This window comes from Gelidibacter algens (genome assembly GCF_001678675.1).
Classification (GTDB): Bacteria; Bacteroidota; Bacteroidia; order Flavobacteriales; family Flavobacteriaceae; genus Gelidibacter; species Gelidibacter algens.
In genome coordinates, this window is the sequence record NZ_LZRN01000026.1 from 20,601 (window position 1) to 46,996 (window position 26,396).

Annotated in this window: 26 protein-coding genes, 1 tRNA gene and 1 pseudogene; 8 read left to right on the forward strand and 20 right to left on the reverse strand. The window is 37.2% G+C overall.

Features of this window, described 5'->3' with window-relative positions; translation table 11 throughout:
* Positions 1 to 60: 60 nt before the first annotated feature.
* A pseudogene (locus tag A9996_RS19655) lies at positions 61 to 336 on the forward strand (transposase); the annotation flags it as partial.
* 351 nt (positions 337 to 687) lie between these two features.
* On the opposite strand, the gene A9996_RS12300 reads toward A9996_RS19655, so the two are convergent.
* Positions 688 to 769, reverse strand: a tRNA-Leu gene (locus A9996_RS12300).
* A gap of 222 nt (positions 770 to 991) precedes the next feature.
* Here A9996_RS12300 and A9996_RS12310 point away from each other — a divergent pair.
* From A9996_RS12310 to A9996_RS12330, 5 genes are all read left to right on the forward strand, one after another.
* Complete coding sequence (locus tag A9996_RS12310; protein WP_066435431.1) at positions 992 to 2,380, forward strand: dipeptidase; 1,389 nt, start codon at positions 992 to 994, stop codon at positions 2,378 to 2,380.
* Between the two features lie 223 nt (positions 2,381 to 2,603).
* Entirely contained in the window at positions 2,604 to 2,975 is a 372-nt protein-coding gene (locus A9996_RS12315) for a BlaI/MecI/CopY family transcriptional regulator (RefSeq protein ID WP_066435328.1), read from the forward strand.
* 84 nt (positions 2,976 to 3,059) lie between these two features.
* Complete coding sequence (locus A9996_RS12320; protein ID WP_066435331.1) at positions 3,060 to 5,219, forward strand: M56 family metallopeptidase; 2,160 nt, start codon at positions 3,060 to 3,062, stop codon at positions 5,217 to 5,219.
* A 128-nt stretch (positions 5,220 to 5,347) separates the two neighbouring features.
* Positions 5,348 to 6,448, forward strand: coding sequence for a DUF4407 domain-containing protein (locus A9996_RS12325; protein WP_066435334.1), 1,101 nt, complete (start codon positions 5,348 to 5,350; stop codon positions 6,446 to 6,448).
* Positions 6,449 to 6,488: 40 nt separating this feature from the next.
* On the forward strand, positions 6,489 to 6,941 hold the full coding sequence (locus A9996_RS12330) for a YybH family protein (protein ID WP_066435337.1): 453 nt from the start codon (positions 6,489 to 6,491) through the stop codon (positions 6,939 to 6,941).
* A gap of 1 nt (position 6,942) precedes the next feature.
* Here A9996_RS12330 and A9996_RS12335 read toward each other — a convergent pair whose 3' ends face one another.
* The 4 genes from A9996_RS12335 to A9996_RS12350 all read right to left on the reverse strand — a co-directional run bounded on the left by A9996_RS12335 (position 6,943) and on the right by A9996_RS12350 (position 11,453).
* Positions 6,943 to 7,224 carry an STAS domain-containing protein gene (locus tag A9996_RS12335; RefSeq protein ID WP_066435340.1) on the reverse strand — a complete coding sequence of 94 codons (282 nt, stop codon included), beginning with the start codon at positions 7,222 to 7,224 and terminating at the stop codon, positions 6,943 to 6,945.
* Positions 7,225 to 7,402: 178 nt separating this feature from the next.
* Positions 7,403 to 8,650, reverse strand: coding sequence for an NAD(P)/FAD-dependent oxidoreductase (locus A9996_RS12340; protein WP_066435348.1), 1,248 nt, complete (start codon positions 8,648 to 8,650; stop codon positions 7,403 to 7,405).
* A gap of 71 nt (positions 8,651 to 8,721) precedes the next feature.
* Entirely contained in the window at positions 8,722 to 9,732 is a 1,011-nt protein-coding gene (locus tag A9996_RS12345; protein ID WP_066435351.1) for a 4-hydroxyproline epimerase, read from the reverse strand.
* Positions 9,729 to 11,453, reverse strand: a complete 1,725-nt coding sequence (locus A9996_RS12350; RefSeq protein ID WP_066435354.1) for a DUF885 domain-containing protein — start codon at positions 11,451 to 11,453, stop codon at positions 9,729 to 9,731. Before A9996_RS12350 ends, A9996_RS12345 begins: the two co-directional genes overlap by 4 nt.
* A gap of 585 nt (positions 11,454 to 12,038) precedes the next feature.
* Between A9996_RS12350 and A9996_RS20585 the strand changes: the two genes are divergently transcribed.
* Positions 12,039 to 12,254: a helix-turn-helix domain-containing protein gene (locus tag A9996_RS20585; RefSeq protein ID WP_066435361.1), complete on the forward strand. Its 216-nt coding sequence runs from the start codon at positions 12,039 to 12,041 to the stop codon at positions 12,252 to 12,254.
* Position 12,255: 1 nt separating this feature from the next.
* Positions 12,256 to 12,405, forward strand: a complete 150-nt coding sequence (locus A9996_RS20125) for a hypothetical protein (protein ID WP_169817257.1) — start codon at positions 12,256 to 12,258, stop codon at positions 12,403 to 12,405.
* On the opposite strand, the gene A9996_RS12365 is transcribed toward A9996_RS20125, so the two are convergent.
* From A9996_RS12365 to A9996_RS12435, 15 genes are all read right to left on the reverse strand, one after another.
* The gene (locus tag A9996_RS12365) at positions 12,402 to 12,980 is read right to left on the reverse strand and encodes a PhnA domain-containing protein (protein WP_066435433.1); all 579 of its coding nucleotides are present in this window, start codon (positions 12,978 to 12,980) and stop codon (positions 12,402 to 12,404) included. The two genes, A9996_RS20125 and A9996_RS12365, sit on opposite strands and share 4 nt — an antisense overlap.
* A gap of 70 nt (positions 12,981 to 13,050) precedes the next feature.
* Complete coding sequence (locus tag A9996_RS12370; RefSeq protein ID WP_066435363.1) at positions 13,051 to 13,413, reverse strand: MmcQ/YjbR family DNA-binding protein; 363 nt, start codon at positions 13,411 to 13,413, stop codon at positions 13,051 to 13,053.
* A 92-nt stretch (positions 13,414 to 13,505) separates the two neighbouring features.
* Positions 13,506 to 14,432, reverse strand: a complete 927-nt coding sequence (locus A9996_RS12375) for a hypothetical protein (RefSeq protein ID WP_146608971.1) — start codon at positions 14,430 to 14,432, stop codon at positions 13,506 to 13,508.
* 11 nt (positions 14,433 to 14,443) lie between these two features.
* The gene (locus A9996_RS12380) at positions 14,444 to 15,166 is read right to left on the reverse strand and encodes a hypothetical protein (RefSeq protein ID WP_066435370.1); all 723 of its coding nucleotides are present in this window, start codon (positions 15,164 to 15,166) and stop codon (positions 14,444 to 14,446) included.
* Positions 15,167 to 15,273: 107 nt separating this feature from the next.
* Positions 15,274 to 15,891, reverse strand: a complete 618-nt coding sequence (locus tag A9996_RS12385; RefSeq protein ID WP_066435372.1) for a hypothetical protein — start codon at positions 15,889 to 15,891, stop codon at positions 15,274 to 15,276.
* Positions 15,892 to 15,908: 17 nt separating this feature from the next.
* On the reverse strand, positions 15,909 to 16,490 hold the full coding sequence (locus tag A9996_RS12390) for a hypothetical protein (protein WP_066435375.1): 582 nt from the start codon (positions 16,488 to 16,490) through the stop codon (positions 15,909 to 15,911).
* 5 nt (positions 16,491 to 16,495) lie between these two features.
* Positions 16,496 to 17,881: a T9SS type A sorting domain-containing protein gene (locus tag A9996_RS12395; protein WP_066435377.1), complete on the reverse strand. Its 1,386-nt coding sequence runs from the start codon at positions 17,879 to 17,881 to the stop codon at positions 16,496 to 16,498.
* Between the two features lie 22 nt (positions 17,882 to 17,903).
* The gene (locus A9996_RS12400; protein ID WP_066435378.1) at positions 17,904 to 18,377 is read right to left on the reverse strand and encodes a DUF3592 domain-containing protein; all 474 of its coding nucleotides are present in this window, start codon (positions 18,375 to 18,377) and stop codon (positions 17,904 to 17,906) included.
* 2 nt (positions 18,378 to 18,379) lie between these two features.
* On the reverse strand, positions 18,380 to 18,961 hold the full coding sequence (locus A9996_RS12405; protein ID WP_066435379.1) for a hypothetical protein: 582 nt from the start codon (positions 18,959 to 18,961) through the stop codon (positions 18,380 to 18,382).
* 150 nt (positions 18,962 to 19,111) lie between these two features.
* Positions 19,112 to 19,858 (reverse strand): hypothetical protein, encoded by a 747-nt coding sequence (locus A9996_RS12410; protein WP_066435381.1) that lies wholly within the window; start codon positions 19,856 to 19,858, stop codon positions 19,112 to 19,114.
* A gap of 11 nt (positions 19,859 to 19,869) precedes the next feature.
* A complete protein-coding gene (locus tag A9996_RS12415) occupies positions 19,870 to 20,214 on the reverse strand; it encodes a DUF4870 domain-containing protein (protein WP_066435383.1) in 345 nt (114 codons plus the stop codon).
* 10 nt (positions 20,215 to 20,224) lie between these two features.
* The gene (locus A9996_RS12420) at positions 20,225 to 20,797 is read right to left on the reverse strand and encodes a hypothetical protein (RefSeq protein WP_066435387.1); all 573 of its coding nucleotides are present in this window, start codon (positions 20,795 to 20,797) and stop codon (positions 20,225 to 20,227) included.
* Between the two features lie 164 nt (positions 20,798 to 20,961).
* Positions 20,962 to 21,789: a DUF4412 domain-containing protein gene (locus A9996_RS12425; RefSeq protein WP_066435390.1), complete on the reverse strand. Its 828-nt coding sequence runs from the start codon at positions 21,787 to 21,789 to the stop codon at positions 20,962 to 20,964.
* Between the two features lie 3 nt (positions 21,790 to 21,792).
* A complete protein-coding gene (locus A9996_RS12430) occupies positions 21,793 to 22,242 on the reverse strand; it encodes a hypothetical protein (protein WP_066435395.1) in 450 nt (149 codons plus the stop codon).
* Between the two features lie 145 nt (positions 22,243 to 22,387).
* Entirely contained in the window at positions 22,388 to 26,344 is a 3,957-nt protein-coding gene (locus tag A9996_RS12435) for a hybrid sensor histidine kinase/response regulator transcription factor (RefSeq protein WP_066435398.1), read from the reverse strand.
* Positions 26,345 to 26,396 lie beyond the last annotated feature (52 nt).

A 26,396-nucleotide genomic window follows, 5' to 3' on the forward strand; every position in this document is an offset into this window, starting at 1 on the left:
AAAAAAAACACGAAATAACATAAATTCTATTTTTCGCGGCTCAAGCTATCCTATGGGTTAAGCTATGTCTTTGAAAATAACACGAACAAGGATGTAGCAGGTCTAAAGTTGGCACATTGGTATGATAAGATAGAAAAATCTGAATTTAAGTCCTTCAATACCATCGCAAGGTCCATACAAATGCATTACAACTCTATCTTGAACTATTTTGACAACAGGAGCACGAACGCTTCCGCGGAATCTTTCAACGCCAAAATCAAAGAGTTCAGGGCGATGTTTAGAGGCGTAAGAGATGTCAAATTCTTCCTCTACAGACTGACTAAATTATATGCGTAATCTATGCTCCTCCCCAAGAATATTCCTTGATCCGAATATTCCTTGATCCATAAATAAGCCTAGGACGAAGCGATGGCTCTATGCCGTAGTCTTTTAATGGAAGTATTTTACGAGTTAAAATTGCGATTATATTGTATGATAATCAACTTCACTTCCTGAGAAAAAAGAGTTGTGATTTGGCAGAATATATTATCCTAACAGGTAATTCATAAAGTCAAATGGCAAATGAAACCAATTGATATCAATAAAAAAATTGTCTTCAAAATGTCAAAATGTTGTACCTATGTTGTACCTGACTTTTTTTAAAAAGATTTTAAATGGAAAAAGCCGAAGATTTCTCTTCAGCTTTTGTACGGGCGGGGAGACTCGAACTCCCACACCTCGCGGCACCAGATCCTAAGTCTGGCGTGTCTACCAATTCCACCACGCCCGCATTTTAAAAATAATTAGACTTTTATTAGGATAACTCCTAAGTCTAGCGTGTCTACCAATTCCACCACACCTGCATAGGCTCCGATTATTATCGGGATGCAAATATAAACATTCCTTTGAATATACAAATAACTTTGACCAAGAAAATTCGCTTCAATTTTTGTACTTTTGAATAACTTGAAAATCAATTTCCAATACATTGGAATTCACTAAAAATCAGAACATGCAAAACATAGACAGCTACGTAGAAAAAAATAAAGACCGATTTATCAATGAACTTATTGAACTTCTCAAAATCCCATCCGTAAGTGCAGATTCCGCTTACAAGAAAGATGTCCTTAAAACCGCTGATATCATCAAAAAAAGCTTAGAAAAAGCGGGCTGTGACCATGTTGAAATTTGCGAGACTGACGGTTACCCAATTGTATATGGCGAAAAGATAATTGACAAAAACCTGCCTACGGTTTTGGTGTATGGCCATTATGATGTACAACCTGCTGACCCTATTGGTCTCTGGACTTCGCCACCATTTGAACCGGTTATCAAAAAAACAGAACTGCATCCAGAAGGCGCCATTTATGCTAGAGGTGCTTGTGATGATAAAGGACAAATGTACATGCATGTCAAAGCCATGGAATTTATGACTGAAACCAACCAACTGCCCTGCAATGTGAAATTTATGATTGAGGGCGAAGAAGAAGTGGGCAGTGTCAACCTTTCAAAATTTGTAAAAAACAATCAGGAAAAACTAAAAAATGATGTGATTTTAATTTCTGATACAGGCATGATCTCAAAAGACACGCCATCTATCACAACCGGCCTGCGCGGATTGAGCTATGTGGAAGTTGAAGTGACGGGTCCAAATAGAGATTTACATTCTGGATTGTATGGCGGCGCTGTGGCCAACCCAATCAATGTCTTGACAAAAATGATTGCGTCGTTGCATGATGAAAATAACCATATTACCATTCCTGGATTTTATGATAAGGTAGAAAATCTATCTGATGAAGAGCGTGCACAAATGGCAAAAGCACCGTTTTCATTGGACAATTATAAAAAAGCAATTGACATTGACGATGTTTATGGCGAAAAAGGCTATACCACCAACGAGCGTAATTCCATCAGACCAACCTTAGATGTGAACGGTATTTGGGGAGGCTATACTGGTGAAGGAGCCAAAACAGTCATTGCGAGTAAAGCGTATGCTAAAATCTCTATGCGATTGGTACCACATCAAGATTGGGAAGACATCACCAAATTGTTCAAAAACCACTTTGAAAGCATCGCTCCAAAGGGTGTAAAGGTATTGGTAAAACCACATCATGGCGGACAAGGTTATGTCACACCAATTGATAGTATTGGGTATCAAGCAGCATCAAAAGCTTATGAAGATACTTTTGGGAAAACACCAATTCCACAACGTAGTGGTGGTAGCATTCCTATAGTAGCTCTTTTTGAGCAGGAACTGAAAAGTAAAACCATTTTAATGGGCTTCGGGTTAGACAGTGATGCCATCCACTCACCTAACGAACATTTTGGAGTTTGGAATTATCTGAAAGGAATTTCAACAATTCCGTTGTTTTATAAGTATTTTACGGAGCTTTCTAAGTAAGAAGTACACTTTTAGTCTCGCAAAGACGCGGAGGCGCAAAGTTAAGAAACCACGAATTCAAGAATATATGTAGAACTATATTCTTAAATTCGTGGCTTTTTTTTGTCCCACAATCGATTAGCTAATCCAAAAAATCAGACATTGACAAATAAAAATACACTTTTTTTTGGCCATGTTATTTTTTGTTCTACATTTGTAGAACACATTCTAAACATGTAGAGCAATGGAACTGACAAAAACCGAAGAAGATTTAATGAACCACCTCTGGAAGATGGAAAAAGCCTTTATGAAAGACATTCTTGAAGCCTATCCTGATCCAAAACCCGCACCAACCACTGTGGCTACTTTGTTAAAGCGGATGCATGATAAACAATTTGTGGGTTATACACTCTACGGAAAATCGAGACAGTATTTCCCGTTGGTAAAGAAAAAAGACTATTTCAGCAAGCACGTCAATGGCTTGATCAAAAGTTTTTTCAATGACAGCGCCTCTCAGTTTGCCTCTTTTTTCACGAAAGAAACCAATCTTACAAAAGAAGAATTGGAAGATTTAAAACTACTCATCGACAGCGAAATTAAAAAGAAACCGCAATAGCCCATAATTTGCAATAGAACTAAAATAGTCGTTGTGGCTCACCGAGACCTTTGAAAAACAAATAATAACCACGAAACAAGTCATATGCTCATCTATCTCCTAAAATCCGGCGCGTGTTTGGCCATTTTTATGGCATTCTACAAATTCTTTTTAGAAAGAGAAAACATGCATGTATTTAAACGTTACTATTTGTTGGGCGCACTCATCATTGCGTTCGTTATTCCGTTGGTTACGTTTACACACTATATTGAGGTTACGACATTGCCAACAGTAAATGAGCCTACAGAAGCACTGGTTTATTACACTGAGGATCTTCCGCAACCTCAAGAAACGAATTATTTACCAATGCTTTTATGGAGTATCTATGGTTTGGGCGTTTTAGTGTTTGGAGCAAAATTCTTAATTAATCTTCTACAGATTATTTTCAAGATTAACCGCAATCCGAAGCAAAAATCGAAACATATTATTCATGTGCTTTTATCAGATTTGATAACGCCGCATACCTTTTTCAAATACATCTTTTTAAACAAACAGAAATTTGATAATCACGAAATTCCGCAAGCCGTATTTTGGCATGAAGAAACCCACGCCATGCAAAAACACAGTATTGATGTGTTGTTTGTCGAATTGCTTCAGGTCATCTTTTGGTTTAATCCGCTGATTTATTTTGCCAAACGATCGATAAAAATGAACCATGAATTTTTAGCAGATCAAGCCGTTCTAAACAAAGGCATCATGGCATCAAATTACCAACATATTTTATTGGCATTCTCATCAAATGCTACAGAACCTCAATTGGCAAACGCCATCAATTATTCATCAATCCGCCTTAAGGTGTTTGGAAAGCAGATCACGCTTTTTAATGCATTCGGACAGGTCAAAAAACGATTTACAGTTATGAAAACACAAACATCAAAACGAAACATGTGGCTCAAAAGCATCTTGCTTTTGCCATTACTTGCACTGACGCTTTATGGGTTTAGTGAAACAGAAATTGTCGAACAAGAAATAGATACTAAAGCGATCTTTTCGGAATCCATTGATTTATTTCTAAATGAAAAAGGAGAATTATTGCTCGGTGAAGACGTCATTAATCTTGAACAAATTGAAGAAATGTTTAAGCGAAACAATGACTTATATGTCTCCATTACAGCATTCGCAAATATCGATGCTGAAATTGTAAAGAAGGCCGTAAAGAATATAAGAGAAATAGGTGTCAAAAAAATGACTTATTGCACTTCGGGAGATACTGCGCAACCGAGTTTAGATGAGGTCAGAAAGGAAATGATGGAATCGCTAATAAAATCTCAAAAGCAACAAAAAGCCACTCCTGCAGAAGTAGAAGAATACAACAAACTGTCCAAACACTATAACTCCCAAACTCCTGGCAAAACCATTATTAAACAGAAAGACATGAGACGACTAAGAGAACTTCATGATAAAATGACCAGCGAGCAAAAAACAAATGCTGAACCAATGCCCAATTTTCCGCCACCGCCCCCGCCTACGACAATAGATGGTCTGAAAAATGCAACCTTGGTTAACCAAACTATATCACCACCTCCACCACCACCGCCAGCAAACGCTTCTGAAAAACAAACCAAGGCCTATGAAAAAGCTATTGAAGCGTATAAAATTCAGAGAGAATCCTACACTTACAAACATACCAACGCCAAAGGAGAAGTTTTAGACATCATCGTTATTCCTGAAAATGACGGCACGATACCGCCGCCACCGCCACCAATTTCGCCGCCAGCTCCAAAAGACAAAACCCAAACTCAAATCAAAACCGGATTTGTGGATACAAATGGAGAAAAACTATATTATGTTGAAAATTCTAATGGCAAAACCTATTACAACAGAGGGGGAAATAAAGTAGACAAAAACGGTAAAAAACTCAATGGAAATGTACAGGTGAATGCTTCAGATGTGATTCCCGGACAATTCATTACAAAAATCTACAGTGATGATGAAATAGTCGTAGAATTCAAAAATAACCAAAACAAAAGAGATGGTACGCTAGAAATCCCAGCGCCACCTCCGCCGCCAGTTTCACCATTGGATCACGTGATTGAAATGGCCAAGAAAAATGCAGTGTTTTTCTATGAAGGAAAATCGATTTCTTCTGACGAGGCCGTGAGAGTTTTGAAGGTAAACGGAGAACTCAATATTAATACTAAACAATTGCATTCAAAACAACCTCAAGTCTATATAACAAAGGAACCCATTAATACCGATAATTAGACTTAAATAACTTTAAAACTATAAGACCTGTCGAGTTTACAACTTTACAGGTCTTTTTTTATAAAAGAATGTAACAAATCACCACGCCTAACGTTCTAATAGTCAATCAATCAAAAATCAATCACATCATGTTAAAAAAATTCTTCATCCTTTGCTCAGGCTCAGATACTGACATTTTAGAGCACTGTAGCAACGGCGAACAAAACAAATATGCAGGCATTGGCGCTACCGTTTTCTTTACGGCTGTCATGGCTACTATTGCTGCGAGTTATGCACTCTTTACAGTTTTTGATAATCCATTTATAGCCGTAAGCTTTGGAGTGGTTTGGGGATTACTTATTTTCAATTTGGATCGGTTTATCGTTTCTACCATCAAAAAACGGGATCGTTTTATGGATGAAGTGATCCAGGCCACACCACGGATTGTTTTGGCAATCATCATCGCTGTAGTTATTTCAAAACCATTGGAACTAAAAATATTCGAAAAGGAAATCAATCAAGTGCTCTTGGAACAGAAGAATGATTTGACATTGGCCAATCAAGATCAAATTGCACAACAGTTCACCCCAGCTGTAGCTGCTTTAGAAAACGATATCACGACTTTAGAAACACAAACTATCGCAAAAGAAGCGGAAGTCAATGCGCTGTACAACACTTATATTACAGAAGCGGAAGGAACCTCAGGAACCCAACGTCTGGGCAAAGGCCCTGTTTACAAAGAAAAACGCGACAAACATGATGCCGCTTTAGCTGAATTACAACAATTAAAAAATAGCAATAAGGAAAAAATTGCAGGTATTGAAAGTCAGATTGCTCAGTTACAAACCGATTATAGTAAAAAAGTAGAAAGCTCACAACCTGTTATTGACGGTTTTGATGGCTTGATGGCGCGTATTACTGCACTGAACACCCTGCCTTGGTTACCCTCCTTCTTTATTTTTCTATTATTTTTAGCCATAGAAACCTCACCTATTTTTGCCAAACTAGTGTCGCCAAAGGGCTCTTATGATTACAAATTGGAAGATGCAGAAACAGCGGTTAAAACCTGGGTGGACCAAAAAGTGAATGAGCGCAAGATCCTTCTCCAAACGGACATGGCCTTGAACAATAGAATTTACAGTGACATTGCCGAAGAAGATGAACTCTACCAATACAAACGTAAAAAAGCACGAGAGCTCATGCAGCTGCAAGCCGATGCATTTTTTGAACATCAGAAAAATGCGCTTTGAAAATTAGGCCCTACATTTAAGGACTATTAAAAAGTTGACCATGAGACTTATTTTTCTATTTGTAGCGTTGGCGCTGCTGTCGTGCAACTCAAATTCGAGCAAAGAAATTGATCACACATTTTCTGAAAGCGATGTTAAAAGTGCTATCAAGAACGTTATGGCTGATCAAGAAACTGCTTGGAACCATCAGAACCTAGAAGGTTACATGGACGGTTACTGGAAAAATGATTCCCTAAAATTTTATAGTAGCAAAGGCCTCACATACGGCTGGGATAAAACACTATCAAACTACAAGAAAGCTTATCCCACAAAAGCTGACAGTGGGACATTAAAATTTGTCATCCATGACATTTCAAAGATTGAAAACAGTGCTTATATGGTCTTTGGAGAATACTACCTAGAAAGAAACGCAGGCAATACCAATGGCATATTTACACTGATCTTTAAATACCGTGATGGACAATGGAAAATTATCGCAGACATGTCCTGTTGAATCAGGCAGCAGTTTCCTCAGATTTGAAATGCTCATAAAGATCGTCACATCCCATCCCTATAATAGAAAGCTTTTTCCCTTTTGTAATTGATTCATTATGTAATTGCGCCAAAGCGTTCACACCATAATGATCAATACTTGTCAGATTCTCTATATTTAGAATGACCGCATTTTGGGTCTCAAAAATATTCGAAAGTTCTCTTTTAAATTGGTGAATATTACCTCTTTGAAGAATGCCTTTTAATTGAAAAAAATTATTGGTTTTGGTAATTTCTAAATCCATAATAGCTTATTTTAAATGAGTTAAAAAAAAATAAATGTTGCGCTATTAATCAATTGGGGTGTGTTAAATATCCGAAAAGTAATAAGAACATGGCAATATTTTCGACCAACTACCAATTGATTGGATTAGTGAATTATTCGTCCCATTTTATGCGATGAAACTACACGAATAGCTATTTTTAAAACCTTCGGTCTGGGCTGAACACATGGATATCGAGACTCAGTTTCTTGTCCGAAATCAGTTCTGATACTAATTTTCCTGTTCCTGTACCCATACTCCAACCCATCATGGCATGGCCTGTGGCAATAATTAAATTTGAACATTTTGAAGACTTACCAATATACGCGAGTCCGTCTGGAGTCACTGGCCTTAAACCAGAGGCGGCATCTTCTTTTTCAGTTTCAGTTAAAGTGATCTCGGGATAGTATTTTGTCACGGCATTAGCTATAGCATCTATCCTATTTTTATTGATCTTACTATTAATACCAGCAATTTCCATAGTACCACCAAAACGTGTAAATCCGTTCATGGGTGTCACTGCCACCTTAGACTCTGTTAAAATTGCCGGCAACTTGATTCCTGTAGAACTCGTGGTATTTATTCGGTAGCCTTTTCCTGCCTGTAGCAATAAATGGATCCCTAGCTTTTTACTCAATAATGCGCTCCAAGAGCCAGCTGCTAGGACAAATTCATCTGCAGTAAATGTATGCGTCTTGGTAATAAGCGCCGAAATTTTATGGTTCTTGACCTCTATATCTTCAACCTTCTCATTGGCATAAAAAACGACCCCTTTTAGTTTTAGATACGCTTTCATTTCAGACATGAATTCGTTTGGCGTGGTATGCGCATCACATTTATAATGGGTGCCTCCTATAACATTCAAATTCACATTTGGCTCCAATCGCTTCAAGTCGGCAAGAGTAACTTCATTCACCTCCAACCCTTCCTCAGAAGCTAGTCCCGCAGTTTTCAGTGCTTCTTTAAGTGCCTTTTCAGTTTGACATAACATCAATATACCATCCTTTCTATATTGCGATGTAAAATGCTCCTGTTCTCTGATATCCTTATATAATTCTTGGCTCAAGACCGCCAAATCTTTAATGGCAGGAATTGCCTTTTTCACATGATTGGAACTGCAGGATTTATTGAAGGCATAGGTCCATTTTAGGAAATCGGCCTCCATTCTTGGTTTGATATAGAGCGGACTTGCAGAATTAAACATCCATTTCAAACCTTTGATCATGACACCAGGTGCCGATAGGGGGATGATGTGACTTGGGGATAAATATCCAGCGTTCACATAAGAAGCACCAGCGTCCATATTGGATTGATCAATAACAGTCACCTGGTGCCCGTCCTTTTGAAGGTAATAAGCAGAACACAAACCAATAATGCCGCCGCCAATGATGATTACTTTTTTGCTCATTTTTATCATTTTAAGATCTCACAGGTTTGCATCTTGGACCTTTCGCGACTGAAAGGTCTTTGTAAAATCATTCAAATCACCTGAAATCCAAATGCATAAGGATCATCTTCAGGATCTATGGTAATCGTATTATATCCATAAATTTTTGCCCATCCTTTAATGCTTGGAATGATTGCTAATGTACCATCTAAAGTTGTTTCTTTTTCAACACGACCTATAAATTTGCTTCCTATAAAACTTTCATGAATGAAATCTTCACCTACTTTGAGTTTTCCTTTGGCATACAATTGTGCCATTCTTGCCGATGTTCCGGTGCCGCATGGACTTCTATCAATCGCTTTATCTCCATAAAATACGGCGTTTCTGCCCGATGAGGTTGGATCGATGGGTGTTCCTGTCCACAATAAATGCGTCACCTCTCTGATGGTTTCATTTTCTGGATGCACAAAGCGATTTGGATATTTTTCATTGATTCTTTGTCGAATGACTTGCGAATATTGTATGATCTTCGAAGCCGAAAAATCCTGTACACCAGAAAAATTATCTTGCATATCGATAATGCCGTAATAATTACCCCCATACGCGACATCAAAATAAATCTCACCTAACTCCGGACAATCCACCGTCATACCTTCAGCAGCCAAAAAACTTTTAACATTGATCAACTTCACCCCGTCCACTTTTTGCCCAGTTTGCTGATATTCAATTTCTATAAAACCAGCAGGTGCTTCCATCCTTATTTTTCCGGGGACTTTAGGACTTATCAAGCCCTCTTCAATGGCAATGGTTACGGTTCCGATGGTTCCGTGGCCACACATTGGCAAACAGCCAGAGGTTTCAATAAACAAAATGGCAAAATCGTTTTCTGGATGGTGAGGTGGATACAAAATAGAACCACTCATCATGTCATGTCCACGAGGTTCGAACATCAATCCTTTGCGGATCCAATCATATTCCTCCAAAAAATGCTGACGTTTTTCGCTTATTGTGTTTCCAATAAGATCTGGACCACCTTCTTTGATGACTCTTACTGGATTTCCACAAGTGTGCGCATCGATGCAAACGAACCTATGTTTACTCATTTTTTTTGCTGAATGTAGTTATTGACCCGTTCTTCCATAATGGCCAAGGTAACAGTGCCTTGTTCTAAAATGATTTCATGAAACTCTCGAATATCAAATTCTGAACCTAGTTCCTTTTCAGCCTTTTGGCGCAGCTCCCTAATTTTCAATTCGCCTATTTTATAGGATAAGGCTTGACCAGGCCATGAAATATATCGATCTGTTTCGGTATTGATTTCATGAAGAGACAAAGCCGTATTTGACGACATATAGTCAACCACTTGCTCACGTGTCCAACCCTTAGCATGAATCCCTGTGTCAACCACCAGGCGGCATGCACGCCACATTTCATAAGTTAACTTTCCAAATTGCTCATAAGGCGTCGTGTACATTCCCATGTCGTCTGCTAAAAACTCACAATACAAACCCCAGCCCTCTCCATAAGCCGAGAGGTATAAATTTTTTCTAAAACCCGGAATACTGTCGCCTAACTCATTGTTTAAACTGTTTTGTAAATGATGTCCAGGGACGGCCTCGTGGACTGTTAGCGCTGGCAAGGTGTACAAAGTCCTACTTGGCAAATTATACGTGTTTACCCAATAGTATCCTGGCTCAGTACTTTCTTTAGACGTCCCAATATAGCGTCCCGTAGTATATTTTGGCGCAATAGCATCGGGTACCGCGGCCACTCCATAAGGTTTACGTGGTAGTGTTTTAAAGTATCTTGGCAATTGCGCATCTGCACGTTTTGCCATGTCACGCGCAATCATCAACAGCTGTTCAGGAGTTTCAGCATAAAATTGCTTGTCTGTTCTCAAAAATTGAAAGAAATCGGCAAAGCTTCCTTTAAACTGTAAATCTTTGATGATGTGTTCCATTTCAGACTTGATCCGAGCCACTTCCTTCAAGCCTATTTGATGGATATCGTCTGCAGTATATTGCGTACTTGTCGTATAAAAATTGATTCTGTTTTGATAGAATTCCTTTCCGTTGGGGGTTTCTGAAACTCCTAAAGTGGTTCTTGTTTTCGGAAAATATTCCGTTTCAAAAAAGTTTTTGATCCGTTTGAATTCTGGGGTGACTTTAGTTTCAATAGTTAGTTTAGCAGCGGTCAGCACCGAATCTTTTTGGGCTTTGGTTAAGGTGGTCGGCAAATTTTTAAACGGCGAATAATAGTAACTGTCTTCAAAATTAGCCTCGATATGGTCATTATATGTAGATTCATACCCTTTAAAAATCACCAAAGGTTGGGACACACCTTTTTCCAATCCTTCTCTTAGGTTTATGAGGTTTTGACTTACAAATTGCGGAATGGCATTTAAAATTGCTAGATAATCTTTTACTTGACCATAATTGGTTAAAGGTCTTACCTGATAGGTCAAATTGGTATGAAAACCTGTATCTGATAATAGTGGATTTAAATACTGCTCGAATTTGTAATAGTCGATTTTGTCCTGTAATACGAATGCCAATAGCTTAGCAGAAATTTTTTCGGTTTCGGGCAGTGCTGTGGTATTGATTTCAGATAAGTCATTCAATACTTTTTGGGCAAATTCGGCCTCAACCTTAACGTAATCTTTGGTAAATAAACCTAATGGATAGGCGTTCCTGTCATAGCCGTCATGTTGTTCATATTTTTTAATCAGACTATCCAAGGCCATTTCTGCAGTTTGAGAATTAGCATTAAGAATTCCAAATAGAAAAAGGACGAAAATGAATGATATCGTTTTCAATAAATTCATATCTTATTTTTGGTTAGTTAGTTAATATCCTTAACGATAATCCTATAATTTGAATGGTCTCAACCAACATTGGCTGGCATCAACAGGCCTAACCCCGATACTTATTATGTTAGTTCTGTGTTAAGGGTTCCGACCACGCCCTAACAGACAAATTTAATCAAATCACCTGAAAACTCATCACATATCTTGTTCAACATCACTGAGAATCAAATATCTAAATCATGGTTTTTTCATAGAATTTCTTACAGAGCAATCTTAATAAAATTGCTCCTTATTTGGTAGTATATTATCCAACCAAAAAAAATCTTCATTATTTTTATAGGGAAGGTACGCTGATTGTTGGCGATACGATAACCTTTTATCGGCAAGGCTATATTTTAGTTATTGGTAGCCATATTCTGCATGTGCTTAAAAGTGATTACAAAGTTTCTAAGTTGCGGAGGCTGACTTTACTTTTTACAAAAAATATTCGAAAAATGAAAGCAAACGAATGCGAAATGTTTTTGAATATATTAGGAATCACTTTAATGAAGAGGTCTCTGTACAAGCCATTTCAGAAGTGGCCGAAATGACCAAGAATAGGTTTTGCAAATATTTAAAAAGCGAACCAACAAAACCTATATCCAATTTTTGAACGAATTGCGTATTGAGCACGCTGGCAAATTGCTGCAACATAAAAATGAACACTCCATTTCTGAAATTGCAGAAGCCTTAGGATTTTCTAATAGTTCAAATTTCAACCGACAGTTTAAGGCTACTTTAGGAATGACGCCGCTCATCTACAGAAAAAAAAACAGTTAAAATGAAAACAAAATATGTTTGGATTTTATTGACCATTGCAGCGGCACTCACAATTTATGGCGTTATTTCAGGGAAGTTCTTTTTCCTTTTTTTCATGTTACCACTCGGATTTGGATTCTTTAAAAGGAAAAACAAGGATGATGACAATTAGGACTTCTTCACGTATTTAGTGATGATCACGATATTTTGGCCATCCACTCTACCTTCAATATATTCAGCATTCTCATGATCAAGACGAATATTTCTAACCGGCGTACCTTGTTTGGCAACCATACTGGATCCTTTAACTTTTAAGTCTTTAATCAAAACAACAGAATCGCCATGTTCCAAGATCACACCGTTCACATCACGATGGATAATTTTATTGGCTTCATCTTCATGCTCGCCGGTGGCTCTTGCCAATGCCAAAGCCTCATCATCAAGATACATCATGTCCAATAAATCTTTGGGCCAACCTTCAGCGCGCAACCTTTGCAACATGCGCCATGACATAATTTGAACGGCTACATGCTCACTCCACATGCTGTCATTCAAACATCGCCAATGGTTGGCATCCATAGCAACGTTTTCTTCAATTTGTTCCAGACAGGTTTTGCAGACCAACACATCATTAGCCACATTTTCATTTAGTGATGGTGGAATGGTGTATTGCGATAAATTTTCTTTGGAACCACATAGTTCGCAGGTGTTGTTGCTTCTGTCTTGAAGCATTTGAAGAACGCTCATAATAATTAACGATTGATGATTAACGATTTTTGATTGCTGAAGTCTTAATTCGCGTTGCAAACATAGCACTTTATTGAAGAGCGTCTCGCATCTTTTTGGTCATTCCTTTAACCACCATATCATAAGAATGATCAATCAGTTGAGAGAGGAATTTTGGAGAAATTTCATCCAATGTTAAATCAATGGTGTTCCAATGTTTTTTGCTCATATGGAACCCAGGATAGATAGCAGCATATTCAGCCCGCAGCTCTTCAGCGTAATCAGGATCGCACTTTAGGTTGATGGCTTTTTGACCTGCTTCCCAATTTTCAAGACTTACCAATGCAAATATTTTTCCTAAAACTTTAAAGACTAAAGTGTCAGAGTCGAAGGGAAATTCTTCTGTAGTCCCCTTTTTTGAAATGCAATAGTTTTGAAGTTGTTCTATATTCATCACAGAAACACGCCCTATTTAAATCTTGGAGGTGTTTAAAATTAAGGTTTTTTTGATTCCTTTTAAAAATATAGGACTAACAATTTAAAATTTCAATAGTTTGCCGCTGCTCTAAAGTAATACGTAGCATCACTTGGCATTGCATTGACCATGGTGTGTTTATGTTTTTTATAACGCGACCTATCTTCTTCAGGAGCGTTTGGAAAATGGTACGTCCCAATAACTTCAGTTTTCACAAGATTCCATCCGGCTTTGAAATTTAAGTCATACACCACATTGGTCTCAACTAGTAATGGCGTCCCAGTATTGCTCAAATCTCCTTTCCAATTTTCAGTGGCTTTTATTGCACAATCATTTTCTACATACACCCAAGATAAGATGTAGCCTTCATCACCAAAATATAAATCGCCTGGCGTCAATAGATTTCGGGTTACTTTGACAGAATTCCCGATGGTTAGGATGCCGATTTTCTGCTCATTTTGATACACCATTAAATAGGAATTGAGCTTAAATCCTGTGGTTTCATTTGTGTATTGATAAGCATCTGGATTGTGAATATCAAAAAAGAGATTGCTATTTTTAAAATTATTTAAGGGTTTTAAATCAGGAACTTTAGTTGTTGGATGCAACTCAATAGTTCCATCTGCTTTAATAATGCCCACTTTCACATTATTCAGTTTATCATTTCTGGAGTCGTAAGCGTAGTTGAAAACCAGATCGGCCGCTTTGTTATTCCAATTTGTCAATTTGTTAGTGTTATTGCTGGATAGTGTGTTATCCCAATATTTATCTTCGCGCTTTATGGCTTTAGGGATTGGGCTAACTTTCTCACTTGTTTTCTGTTTTTTCTTCATCTCATCAGCTTGCTTCATTATAGCTTTCATTTCTGGAGTATTCATAATGCTGTCGCGCATATGCTCTGCTTTAGCTATCAATTTCTGTTGCTCTGGGGTTTGGCCAAACGTGGAAAACCCTATAAGTATCAGCAGCATTGGTAACGTTGTTTTCAATAGTTTCATAATTTCCTGTTTTAAAAATATTTGACAAACCATTTCGTATTTGGGAGTGCTGTTTGCGACGAAGAAACAGATACTTTTATGGGTTTGTCAATCATTTCAGATTCATTTTCTCCATAAGGAGTTGGCATCTCGTGCTTCTCTAAAGTTTCGATTTTGTATTCAATAAAATTAAATCCAGCTTTTAACTTCAAATCGTAGGTATATTGGGTGACAATGCTATCCGTTTCTGATACCGTGAGGGTGGACGTACATTCACCTTTAAAATTGAAATCTGATGCCATATACACGACTTCAAAATACGATCCCAGAACAGCATCTATATTACCATAAGCTTCCAACCACGGCACTAAATTTTCGTCCGTAACCATAAATAATAAACCACTATAGCCATTTTCTTTTGTGCTTAATGACACATAACCTGCTTTAGCCGCTTTCATATTTTCGTCTTCGGAAAGCATCTCTTCACCACCGCCACAGTTTGAAAATAAAGTGTAATCGGCGTCATTCATACTATTCTCTTTTGCTTCATCAGAAATTTGATTTATGTCTTCAGGTAATTTTATATTCAGTTCTCCAGACTTTGAGAGCGTTCCAATAGAAATTGGTTGGTCCATGCCAAAAGTAAACAACACCACATCCATAGCTTGTGAACGGTGATTTTCTACTTTTGCCACCGATTGTGCCGTAAGAAATTCAATTGACAGCAACATTAAAATAAAAAGTGATTTTTTCATGATAATTAGGTTTTACGAGTTCATGCATACTTTGAAAATATTTTTTGATTTTTCATATTACAGAAAGAAAATCCCACCATTAATGCTATACAATTTTAAGACATAAATCATTTATTAAAAGCCTTAAAACGGCTCAAGTCATCAATACTTATGGCCTCCCAAAGCTCATCTACATTCATCCCTTTTCCTTCTAGTGTGACATAAAATCGATTGTCGTAGAGAAACCTGATATCGGCTTCATAATCTGCACCAACAGCTTCATCACGATCAGTTCCAAATGTTAATAGTTCGTTACGCTCTTTTTTTGAATAGCGAATGGTATTGTTATACTCTGAGGTGACTTTGTTTAAATGCAGCATTTTTAACGGGATGATAGCTGAATAAGCATTTTCACCGGCAGCATCTAAAATCTCCATTCTCACCTTGTTATCTCCAAAACTTCCTACTACAGTTTTACTTGAAGTAATTCTAGGTTCATTGTTCCCATTTTCCTTTGAATCTAAACTCAACTTGCCTAATTTTTCAGGGAAAGCTTCCAATAATTGCTCACTGGACAGTACCGTTTTTGTGCCTAAATCTTTTAGTAGAAGATCATATTTTTGGTTGACATCTTCATTTTTTCCAGTTACTTCGTTCATAACGCCCTCCAAGGCCTTGGAATCATTCGCATCTTTGCAAGAAACCAAAAGCAGTAAGACAAATGTTATTTTTAGTATGATTTTCATTTCAATCTGGTTTAGTTTTATTTCATTTTTTCTTCTATAATTTGTTTTGCCAAAGCGATGGTTTTTTCTTTATCGAGGCTTTCATCATTAGAAATATCGACTTGAAGCGAAAAGGAAATGCCATTATAATAGACCTCTAAATGGTTCTTTTTCGGATTCCAATACGCACTTTCGCCAACGCCGTTTACTTCTGTCAGTTCTGGATATTTCTCAAGGTCTATAAAATCTGAAAAGGATTCCATATCGGCTTCACCATCTACCCATTTGATCTGGACAAGATCTGTTCGTGGATAAGCCACTCTTTCGCGTTTAGAAGCAGATTTCTTTATGACTTCTTCCCTTCCATTTTCCCAAAAATAACGAAGCGTTTCGGCAATCATTCCTTTCATTGTATGCAGCTTAGTTGCTTTTGAAGCTTCAAAACCAGTTATTTGCGATGCCATTTCCAAGGTTAATAAATCGTTGTAATCACCACTGAACACAAAATTGCTTTCTGGATTGGGCCGGTCATTTTTTGACGAAGCGTTAGTGTTTTGCCCATTACCCTTACAGGAAAAAAGAAGACAAACAAACACCGACACATAGAAATAATTTTTCATGAGTATTAGTTTTTAATGAATTTGATGGTTTGAGAATTCCCATCTTCAGAACTAAGATTTAAAAAATACATCCCTTTGGATAGATTTGATACATCTAATGATTTTAAAGATGCATTTTGGGTCCGTTTTAAAACTAGTTGCCCTAATTGATTTACGACCTTTAATTGAAGATTACTTGCAAAAGGGTTTTCAATAGTGAGGCTATTAGAAACAGGATTTGGATGGATCTTAAAAAGAAATGCCGTGACAGAATCGACAGTTAGTGAATTACAACTTACTTGCCCATAGGTGTTTCTATTGGTTTTGGTACCATCGCCCAGGTTCCCAGATTGATTGTCCCCTGTGGTCCATAATGTTCCATCAGCTTTTAGAGCTGCTGAAAAATTAGACCCAGCCGCAATTCCAACCCAATCAGTGTCCGTACCAATAGCTAATGGAGAAAGTGTAGGAGTATTGTTTCCTGTACCTAATTGCCCTAACGAATTATAGCCCCAAGCATATAATGTACCATCCGTTTTTAGAGCTTGTACATGGGAAAATCGAATTACCACTTCGCTCCAATTGGTTTGCGTGCCCACTTGGGTTGGTACTAAATGATCTATTCTAGACCCATTTCCCATTTCACCATCACCGTTATCACCCCAGGACCACAAAGTGCCGTTGGTTTTTATTGCTAAACTGGAATAGTGGGTAGCTGTAATGGATTTCCAATCTGTATCTGTCCCTACTTGAGCAGGTACATTTTTTGAAATGTCAGTACCATCACCCAATGTTCCAAAAATATTTCTGCCCCAAGTCCATAAGGTGCCATTTGATTTAATGGCTACAGAATGATCATAAGCACCCGCGTTCACTTCTTTCCAATCTGTATCAGTACCTACTTGAATGGGGACTTTGGTTTGCGTTGTTGTTCCAGTGCCCAACTGCGAATAATTATTTTTGCCCCAAGCCCACAAGGTGCCGTCCGTTTTTATTGCCAAAGAATGACTCACACCAGCAGATGTCTTTAACCAATTGGTGTCTGTACCAATTTGAGTGGGCACAAAAAGACTGTTGGTAGTGCCATCTCCAACTTGTCCGTAAAAACTTCTGCCCCATGCCCACAAGGTGCCATTGGTTTTTACTGCCAAATTATATTCGTTCCCTACAGAAATGTATGCCCAATCAGTATCTGCACTTACTCGAATAGGCTCTGTTCTATCTATATTGGTACCATCGCCCAACATGCCAGCGCCATTTTCGCCCCATCCCCACAAAGTGCCATCGCTTTTAAAGGCTAAGGTATAATTGCCACCTGTATAAACAGATTGCCAACATTGGGAAAATGAACTTTCAGCAACAAATAGAAACATTGTATATATTAAAAGCTTAAGTGGTAATTGTGTTTTCATGAGTAAGATATTTAAATGTTAATTAAATAATTTGAAAATATGATCCAAAAAGTTGTAAGAAAAACCCTGGGTCAAACACCGCAAGACAACCAAATACAAACAAAATACTTAATATGATAATGGCTAATAGAAGTCCATCTTTTCTGCCGGGTTCCAAAACAGCTATTTTTGGGTTTCGGGGTTTGTAATACACATCGACAATTTGGTTTTGCGCATATTTTTTTTCGAACACGCTAGCGCTTTGGTTTTTGGCAGAATTGGAGTTTGTAAAACATATTTTATGGCTTTTGTATGTGTTTCTGTTGACTGTGTACTCATACAACAGTCTGTTTTTTAAACCAAATCCAGAAGTCTCCTTTATGGTACCACTTACTTTTGTCCAATGTTTTGAGGCGCTAGTTAAATACAAATTGCGCACTGACTTTATTAAAAAAGGCGTCGAAACCACTAAGGCCACCAATCCGGAAATTTGAATTTGAGTTAAGCTCGTAAGCATCTTCAGTATTCTTTGTATGGTTCTAACACACTTATATCAAAAGCCTCCCAAAGTTCATCCGGATTTAACTTGACACGATTATCGTTATTGCTCAACGAGATGTAAAATCGCTTATTGAACAAGAACGACATCTCACTTTTTCCGCTGTATTTGTAATATTCGGCATGGGTTTCAATACCGTCACGCTCTTGATTAACGATTTTAAAATTTTCGGTTTCTTGAGGTTTATCAAATGCGTAACTATCTATAAGTTGCGCTGCTATTTGATTGTTAGGGCCCGCTGCATCAACTATGGAAAGTGTAATTGTTCTATCTCCAAAACCTCCTATGACTTGTTGACCAATAACCATGATGTCTTCATCCACCGGCAACGCTTTCAGTTGTTTTGGAAAGGCCTTTCGCAACGCTTCTTCTGATAATGGCGCTATTTCAGAAAGCCGTATTGCCACTTTTTCACCTTCAGTAGGTTCATTGCTTTCTTGAACATTTTCAATTTCGTTGGGCAATTCCGTAAGTATTTTTTGGGCTTCTTGGTTGCAGGACAGTAAACACCCCAAAATCACTATATAAATTAGTTTTCTCATGATCTTTCGCTTTATTAAGTTTTAAATCATTATCTATTTATTTTTTTGTTGAAAATTTCATTTTTTTCAATTCACAGCATTTGCTAAGCCCATCCTACATATCAATAACTACATGCCTACACCATTGATAGCAGCGTTATACTTAAAATTTCAATTGGTCACCAAGAGCCACTCTGCATCATCGGGAATGCTGTCTATTCTCGTCACCTCAGTTTTTGACGGTGTTATTTTTCCGGCTTGGGATGTAAAAGTCTCTGTAATTGCATATTTGATGATATTCCATCCCTTTTGTAGGTCTAAATCATAAACAGTGGCATCCATATAATTTTCATCATCATTTCCGGTATATGTCGGCATATTGCAGGAGCCTTTTACTGAGGCATTGTTTTCTGCAAAAAACCATCTCAAGTAATAGCCTTTTGCTATATTTCCTTCTCCATAATTGTTAAACCAAGTGGAAAGTTCGCGGCTATTGCTACAATAGAGATACCCGTACGTAGTTGCTCCATCTGCGCCTACAGCCTCTAAATCAGGAAGACCCGGAAAAATAACACCGGCATTTTCATAAGACAAATTATCTTCATCACTGCAACCAAAGGTGGATGCAACGGTATTGAACTTCATTTCCCAACCTGATGGGGCTTTCTCTTTTGCTTTTTTTGATGCTTCTTTCATGGTCTCAATAAAATTAGCGTCAAGCTGAACTGTGAGTGCACCTTGAGATGAGATAGTGCCCATCGTGAACTGTTCTTTAGCTATATAATCATTGAAGACTAAAGGCACTTCGCCATTGGACCAATCGGCTATAGTTCCTTCAAGGGAATTTTGCGCATAGAAAGCTGGATTGATCAAAAGAAATAGAATGGCAATTTGAATACTATTTTTTAAGGTTTTCATAAGTTTATTTTTTATAAATTCTTAAACCATTCCATGTACTTGTCTCCTAAAATGGGCACCGGTTTTTCTTGACCATTTAATGCATTTACCAAACCCATAATCCACATAAAAAGCAGTATAAAAATGCCGATGATGTTAATGATCCATCCTAAAATGGGGATCATTCCAATAAGTCCCAAAGCGAGGCCCGTGAGCGCCAATCCTAAGGATTGCTTAATATGGTATGCTGCAAAAGCGTTTTTCTTATCATTGTTCATCACAAAAGCAATGATCAACCCTATAAGTGTGAGGTAGGCAACGGCAGCGATTGTTTTTCCTTCGCTTACCTGGGTGGTGTTGTTTTCAATAGATTCCATAGTTTTTGTTTTAATAGTTGTCTAATTTTTGTAAATCTTCTTTTTGGATATAGGACCATAAGGTTTGAACATCTGCCGTTCCTTCTAAACTAATTCGAAATCGATTGTTATAAACAAACCTGATCTCGTTTCGTTTGATGTCGGGTTGTAAAAAAGCGATGGTTTTATAGCCCTCTCTTACCTTATAAATGTATTCTGTTCCCACCGGACCTTTTCCTTCCAGAGCAAAGGCGTCTTCAAAATTTCTAATTACTGCTGAATTTTTTCTGTTGCCATCTTCTAAACTATAGGTCATGCTTGTGCTGTAATCATTATCCTGTATATAAAGCCCACTGGCAAGCGTACTTGACATGAATACTGAAACACCTTTAAGCTTGTAATTGTCGATTTCCTTCGGAAAAAAATCGATGAACTCTTCCTTAGATAGCGTTGTTTTAGATTGTGTATCACTAGAAAAATTAGTGCCCATATCACTAGACTTAGTTTCGCTTTCCAAAGGAGAAGTAAATCCAGCTTGCACCTTTTTATTCTCTTGACACGAGACCATTATCAAAAACAAAAATATTTTCAAATAAATTTTCATACGAGTTTCTTTTAGCTTTTAATGAATTTGATGGTTGAGAAGTTCTTCTTCAGAACTAGTAGTGTTGAAGAAGAGAGCTTTTGGATGGCACTGAAAATGTTAATGCTCTAGTACGCGCATTCGTCTTTTAGATTGACTGGTCCCTAAAGTGCTCACTGCTTTTATCACATGAATTTGTAATCAGATTTTTGGATGGTTTTACTCACTTTTTCAAGGCCTACACATTCCATTTTGGCGCTTTGTTTTGGTTTTTTCAAATCGGTCATGTCCATGGAAATCATGAGCACCTTATCATCAGGATTGAAGTAATCTTTAAGCTGCACAGGGATTTTGGTTTTGCTATTCTTATAGATGTCGTCAAAACTTACTTCGGCTTCATTGGTAAAATACATGACCATTTCATAGTCTTCACTTGTCGCTTTGACGCCTTTGCAGCGGTATCCATTTATTGTTTTTTCAGGTAAGGCTTCGAACGTAAATTTTGCCGACTCATCCTTAGCTTCCTCAAGATCAGAAATATCTGGCATTTTGGTGACCATACCTACATTATTCTTTTCTGACTTCATAAACATGGCCATTATTTGAGAATCGTTATCCATTACTGTAAACATATTTTCCATAGCTGCGGACGTAAATCCGAAGTAGGACGCCTCTGGTTTTAAGTAATAATCGAATACAATCTCGCCATCTTTTGTGCTCATCTTTAGAGAATATTTCCAAGTGAAGTCATAGGTGTCTCCCACCAAAGACGGATCGGCCTTTTCCTTTCCACCACCGAAAGGACTCACATCAAACATTTTGTCCATCGAATTGGTAGCCTTTTCTGCCGCTTTATTGGCCGTTTTTTCAATGACTGCATTTTCGACTTTTTGTTCGACTCGTTTTTTGAGTTTTTTTAGAAATTGGGCATTTGCATTTGGCATCAAAAAGACGGCAAACAATAATGCAGTTAGAAACCGAAAAGAAGGTGATTGTGTTTTTAGATTTTTCATTATTTATTGTGTTTTAAAAATTAATTTGGATGAATTGAATTCCTCCACTTTGAATGTTGATTTATCAAGAGTGAAAGTGTCTCCTGGCAAGAAAGTGTCTCCTGGCAAGAAAGTATCTCCTGGAAGAAAAGTGTCTCCCGGGAGAAAAGTATCTCCTGGTAACTCCTTTTTATTTGTATACATTGTTAGAACAGTACCTTTGCTCGGACTTATACGATTATTCTCCACTTTATAATCGCCATTCAATAAACCTAAAAAGAATTTGCTCCTCGGATATTTTTCAGTGAGTAACTTAGATTTCTCTTGCTCAAATAGCTCTAAAGCATCTATCGTATTCGATTCTTCGTTGACAACAAAAACTACTTTTGTTGATTCAGAAATTCGTCTTTGCGAAAAAGACTGCTGAAATACAAAACCCATTACAAATAGGCTTAAAATTAATTTAGTTTTCATATCATATTTTGTTTTAGAGTCAATGCTTCTTTGAAAATCAACGCATTACTGAAACAAAATTATATATGAAACTTGAAAAGGGATATTAGATATGTAACAACATATAGAACAATTGTAACATTAGCCTTAAAATGAAGATGATAAGCTACTTATTTGTGTACTCAAAAGGTGTTTGCCCGTACATTTCCTTAAAACATTTTATAAAGTAAGATGGCGTACTGAACCCTACCATATAAGCGACTTCGTTAATAGTATATTGTGAAGATTTTAAAATGGACGTCGCTTGCTTTAAGCGTTGTGACCTTATAAAATTTGAAGTAGAAAGCCCCGTGTATGCCAACATTTTTCTATGCAATTGCATTCTGCTCATGGCAACATGTTTGCTAAAAACTTCGGAAGTAAATTCTGGATTTGATAACTGTTGGTCTAATATGTTTTGAACTTTTTCTAAAAAGATTTTATCTGCAGAGGTAACAGCAATTTCCTTTGGACTGAAAAGATTGTCTTGCTTGTAACGTTGGTGTAGTGTGTTTCTGCTTTGAATGATATTGCTGATTTTAATTTGAAGTGTTTTAGGGTTAAATGGCTTGGTAATATAATCATCAGCGCCTGTGTTTAATCCTGCAATCTCATCGTTTTCATCGGACTTTCCTGTGAGTATGATGATAGGGATGTGCGATGTTTTCTGGTCATGCTTTAAAATTTGACACAGTTCAATCCCTGTTTTTAAAGGCATCACCAGATCAGAAATGATAATATCAGGAATGGTTTTGAATGCTTTTTCAACACCTTCAAAGCCGTTTTTTGCTTCTATAACTCTAAAATCAGCTATCAATAAAGATTTAATAAATTCTCTAATATCTTCATTGTCATCCACAACCAAAGCAATTGGTTTTTTAGTGTTATCACCCGCAGCGCTGGTTGCCATTTCAGTTTGTGATGTCGTCTTTTGTAAGGTTGTAGTTGTATCAATTTCATTTGCTAAAAAAGCACTTTTTGTAATGGGCAAATTGACCACAAACTTCATTTTTGAAGTCTCTACATAAGACGCTTCAATAGTGCCATGACACAAGGAAGTGAGCTCCTTAACCAAGGAAAGTCCGATGCCCGAGCCTTCTGAATCCTCGTTGATTTGATAGTAGCGATTGAAGATTTTATATATGTCCTTTTCTATAATACCATCTATGTCGTTTAGAAAAGTCATCCTTATGTCATTGTCATCGGTTTTTTTTACGTCAAAAGCAATTGTACCACCCTTGGAAGTGTATTTTATGGCATTGGAAAACAGATTATTCACAATCCGTTCAATACTGTCGGCATCAAACCAAGCCTCTCCAATATCTGGAATTGTTGCGGTTAGTTTTAGCCCATTCTGCTCCGCTAAAAACTGGAAGGATTCTGTAAGTACTTTTAAATACAAGCCTAAATCGTTTTGTTTGACTTTCAATGTCATTTTGCCCGATTCCAATTTTGACAACTCCAATAACTGGTCCACCAAACTCAGCATTTGGTCTATGTTGCGCTCTACCAATTGCAAATCATTTTTTGAATCTGGTTTCAAATCGCTCGTTAACAATTGCTTTTTTATGGGGCCAGAAATGAGCGTTAAAGGCGTTCTAAATTCATGTGATAAATTGGTATACAATTTTGTTTTGTATTCATCTAAACGCTTTAATCGTTCTGACTCCTGCTTTTCTTGCTTTAAGCTGAAGGTCATTCTCCATTTCCATTTAAAATAGTAATAGGTTAAAGCAGCAAGCATCACAGTAAGTAGGACATAAACAAAAAACATCCAATTGCTCAAATACCAAGGTTTTAATATGGCAAATGAAAAACTAACAGGATTATCATTCCACACCCCATCATAATTACTGGATTTCACCAAAAACGTGTATGACCCATAAGGCAGATTGGTAAATCTTACGGAGTTTAAATTTTTTAATTCTATCCAATTTTCATCGTGATTTTCCAATTTGTACCTGTATATATTCTTCTTTGGAAGTGAAAATTGCAAACTTGAAAAGGTAAACGCTACGGTGTTTTGTTTGTATTTCAATTCCGTATTGTCAACCAATGGAAAACTAGTATTGAACACTTCAAAATCTGTTATAACTGTTTTTGGAAGCACTTGATTTTTTTGTATGTCCGTGGGATTAAACCAATAGTAGCCTTCCAAACCTCCAAAATAAAACGTGTCATTTTTTGTTTTGAAATAAGCCCCCGTATTAAACTCGGTAGCCAAACCGTCATAATTATCATAGTTGACAATTAGGGGCTTGTCTTCCAAATCCTTAGGTGGGGTAATCATTGTGATGCCTCTATTTGAACTTAACCATAAGTTGTTATTTGCATCGGGCAGAATTGCATAAATAACATTGTTTGGCAACCCATCATCTATGGTGTAATTGTGAAAAGTTTTGTTTTTCAAATTGAATACACTTAAGCCATGGCCATTGGTACCAACCCATAACAATCCCTTTATATCATAATAAAGCGATTTTACTTTTTTCACGTAATTTTCATCTTTTATATTGAAATCGGATTGAAAATCTATAAAGGTTTCTGCTGCAGGGTCTAATAAAAGGACGCCATTTTCTTCTGTTCCAATCCAAAGTTTCTGGTCTTCCCCCTGAATAATAACACGGATATTATTACTTGGCAATCCATTTGATTTGTCAAACGTGTTTAATACCCCCTTATTTTTATCAAATTGAATGATGCCTTGATCTCTGGTGGCTAGCCAAACAGTATTGGAGCTGTCTTCAAAAATATCCCAAATGGTCTCAGTTGGCAATACAATCGTGGTGCTTTTATTATAATACGCTGTTTCTCCATTGGATTGCAGGATATTTAACCCACCCCCTTGCGTGCCAATCCACAAGTCTTGATCGTGATCAATAAGCAGACTGACAACTCTATCAGAGCTTAGGGTTCCTGCTTTTTCGGTATAAGTTTTCCATAAGTTTGTTTTTGGTGTATATCTTGAAAGTCCTTTGCCACTGGTGCCAATCCAAACATCATCATTTTTATCAACTTGTATGGCCCTCACTAAGTCAATATTGACTTCTTCAGGGATTTGGCTGTTGTTGATGACGTTGAATTTTTCAAGATACTCATCATAAAAACTAACGCCAGCGCCATCCGTTCCAAACCATAAGGTGCCTGTATAATCTTCATAAATGCAAAGAATATCGTTGTAATGTATGGCTCGTGGGTTGTGTTTTTTAACTTCAAAATGAGATCTTTTAAAAGTATTGAGGTCCAATTTATAGAGTCCGTCCCCAAAGGTGCCAATCCATAATCTGTTTTTTTTATCAATATGCATTGATAAAATATTCAAGTTATCTGGAAGCTCATTTTCCTCTTGCAATAAAGTATTAACCCTTTTAAAAAGTGATGATTTGGAATCTTTAAACCACAACCCTTTTCCATATGAACCTACCCAAATAGTCCCAGAAGCCTCAAACAAAATAGAACCGTAATTTGTAACGGAATTCTTATTGCCATCAGGAAAATGGGGTGTTATCGCATTGTCTTCACCATTCAAGCTCACTATTTTACCTTGGCTTGCGAGCCAAAGAGTACCATTGTCATCTTCTGAAATTGAGTAAATGGATCCTATTTTTTCCGGCGGAATAACTAATGTTTCTTTTTGGGTAACAGCATCCATACTAAACAATCCAGCAGTATAGGTGCCAAACCAATAATTTTTTTTACGGTCTTGATATACCGCGCTGACATCTTTTAAGGTTGAAAAGGGGCTGAAGTTATCGTCCTTTTTATTATAAATTTGAGGTTTTTTAGAAATAGGAATGCTAATGATATGGCCGTCACGATCTGTGTAAATCTTTCCCAAATGGCTGTAAGTGGGCTTGGTCACATCAACAAAAAACGCGTTGTAGATTTGAAATTTGTTGCCGTCAAACTTATTGAGCCCATCTTGTGTTGCAAGCCATAAATAGCCGATACTATCTTGTGTAACCGAAACTACGCTGTTTTGAGAAAGTCCGTCGTTTACAGATAACTGCCTAAAGGATACTTGCGATTGCCCGTAAGTTTTGATTACAAATAAAGCGCAACTGATAAAAAAGGCTATCTTCATAAGTACTAATTCCGTTTTTTATAGCGTTATCCTTTTCAGTATTTTTTCTGCT

Bases quoted from the DNA above. Each gene is read 5' to 3' on its own strand.
- A9996_RS12350 (WP_066435354.1), bottom strand. From the start codon at position 11,453: ATGAATTTATTGAAAACGATATCATTCATTTTCGTCCTTTTTCTATTT.
- A9996_RS12330 (WP_066435337.1), top strand. From the start codon at position 6,489: ATGAGACTTATTTTTCTATTTGTAGCGTTGGCGCTGCTGTCGTGCAAC.
- A9996_RS12395 (WP_066435377.1), bottom strand. From the start codon at position 17,881: ATGAAAACACAATTACCACTTAAGCTTTTAATATATACAATGTTTCTA.
- A9996_RS12415 (WP_066435383.1), bottom strand. From the start codon at position 20,214: ATGGAATCTATTGAAAACAACACCACCCAGGTAAGCGAAGGAAAAACA.
- A9996_RS12320 (WP_066435331.1), top strand. From the start codon at position 3,060: ATGCTCATCTATCTCCTAAAATCCGGCGCGTGTTTGGCCATTTTTATG.
- A9996_RS12405 (WP_066435379.1), bottom strand. From the start codon at position 18,961: ATGAGAAAACTAATTTATATAGTGATTTTGGGGTGTTTACTGTCCTGC.
- A9996_RS12335 (WP_066435340.1), bottom strand. From the start codon at position 7,224: ATGGATTTAGAAATTACCAAAACCAATAATTTTTTTCAATTAAAAGGC.
- A9996_RS12365 (WP_066435433.1), bottom strand. From the start codon at position 12,980: ATGAGCGTTCTTCAAATGCTTCAAGACAGAAGCAACAACACCTGCGAA.
- A9996_RS12345 (WP_066435351.1), bottom strand. From the start codon at position 9,732: ATGAGTAAACATAGGTTCGTTTGCATCGATGCGCACACTTGTGGAAAT.
- A9996_RS12435 (WP_066435398.1), bottom strand. From the start codon at position 26,344: ATGAAGATAGCCTTTTTTATCAGTTGCGCTTTATTTGTAATCAAAACT.
- A9996_RS12370 (WP_066435363.1), bottom strand. From the start codon at position 13,413: ATGAATATAGAACAACTTCAAAACTATTGCATTTCAAAAAAGGGGACT.
- A9996_RS12400 (WP_066435378.1), bottom strand. From the start codon at position 18,377: ATGCTTACGAGCTTAACTCAAATTCAAATTTCCGGATTGGTGGCCTTA.
- A9996_RS12340 (WP_066435348.1), bottom strand. From the start codon at position 8,650: ATGAGCAAAAAAGTAATCATCATTGGCGGCGGCATTATTGGTTTGTGT.
- A9996_RS12410 (WP_066435381.1), bottom strand. From the start codon at position 19,858: ATGAAAACCTTAAAAAATAGTATTCAAATTGCCATTCTATTTCTTTTG.
- A9996_RS12390 (WP_066435375.1), bottom strand. From the start codon at position 16,490: ATGAAAAATTATTTCTATGTGTCGGTGTTTGTTTGTCTTCTTTTTTCC.
- A9996_RS12310 (WP_066435431.1), top strand. From the start codon at position 992: ATGCAAAACATAGACAGCTACGTAGAAAAAAATAAAGACCGATTTATC.
- A9996_RS12325 (WP_066435334.1), top strand. From the start codon at position 5,348: ATGTTAAAAAAATTCTTCATCCTTTGCTCAGGCTCAGATACTGACATT.
- A9996_RS12420 (WP_066435387.1), bottom strand. From the start codon at position 20,797: ATGAAAATTTATTTGAAAATATTTTTGTTTTTGATAATGGTCTCGTGT.
- A9996_RS12380 (WP_066435370.1), bottom strand. From the start codon at position 15,166: ATGAAAAAATCACTTTTTATTTTAATGTTGCTGTCAATTGAATTTCTT.
- A9996_RS12315 (WP_066435328.1), top strand. From the start codon at position 2,604: ATGGAACTGACAAAAACCGAAGAAGATTTAATGAACCACCTCTGGAAG.
- A9996_RS20125 (WP_169817257.1), top strand. From the start codon at position 12,256: ATGAAAACAAAATATGTTTGGATTTTATTGACCATTGCAGCGGCACTC.
- A9996_RS12375 (WP_146608971.1), bottom strand. From the start codon at position 14,432: ATGAAACTATTGAAAACAACGTTACCAATGCTGCTGATACTTATAGGG.
- A9996_RS12430 (WP_066435395.1), bottom strand. From the start codon at position 22,242: ATGAAAACTAAATTAATTTTAAGCCTATTTGTAATGGGTTTTGTATTT.
- A9996_RS12425 (WP_066435390.1), bottom strand. From the start codon at position 21,789: ATGAAAAATCTAAAAACACAATCACCTTCTTTTCGGTTTCTAACTGCA.
- A9996_RS12385 (WP_066435372.1), bottom strand. From the start codon at position 15,891: ATGAAAATCATACTAAAAATAACATTTGTCTTACTGCTTTTGGTTTCT.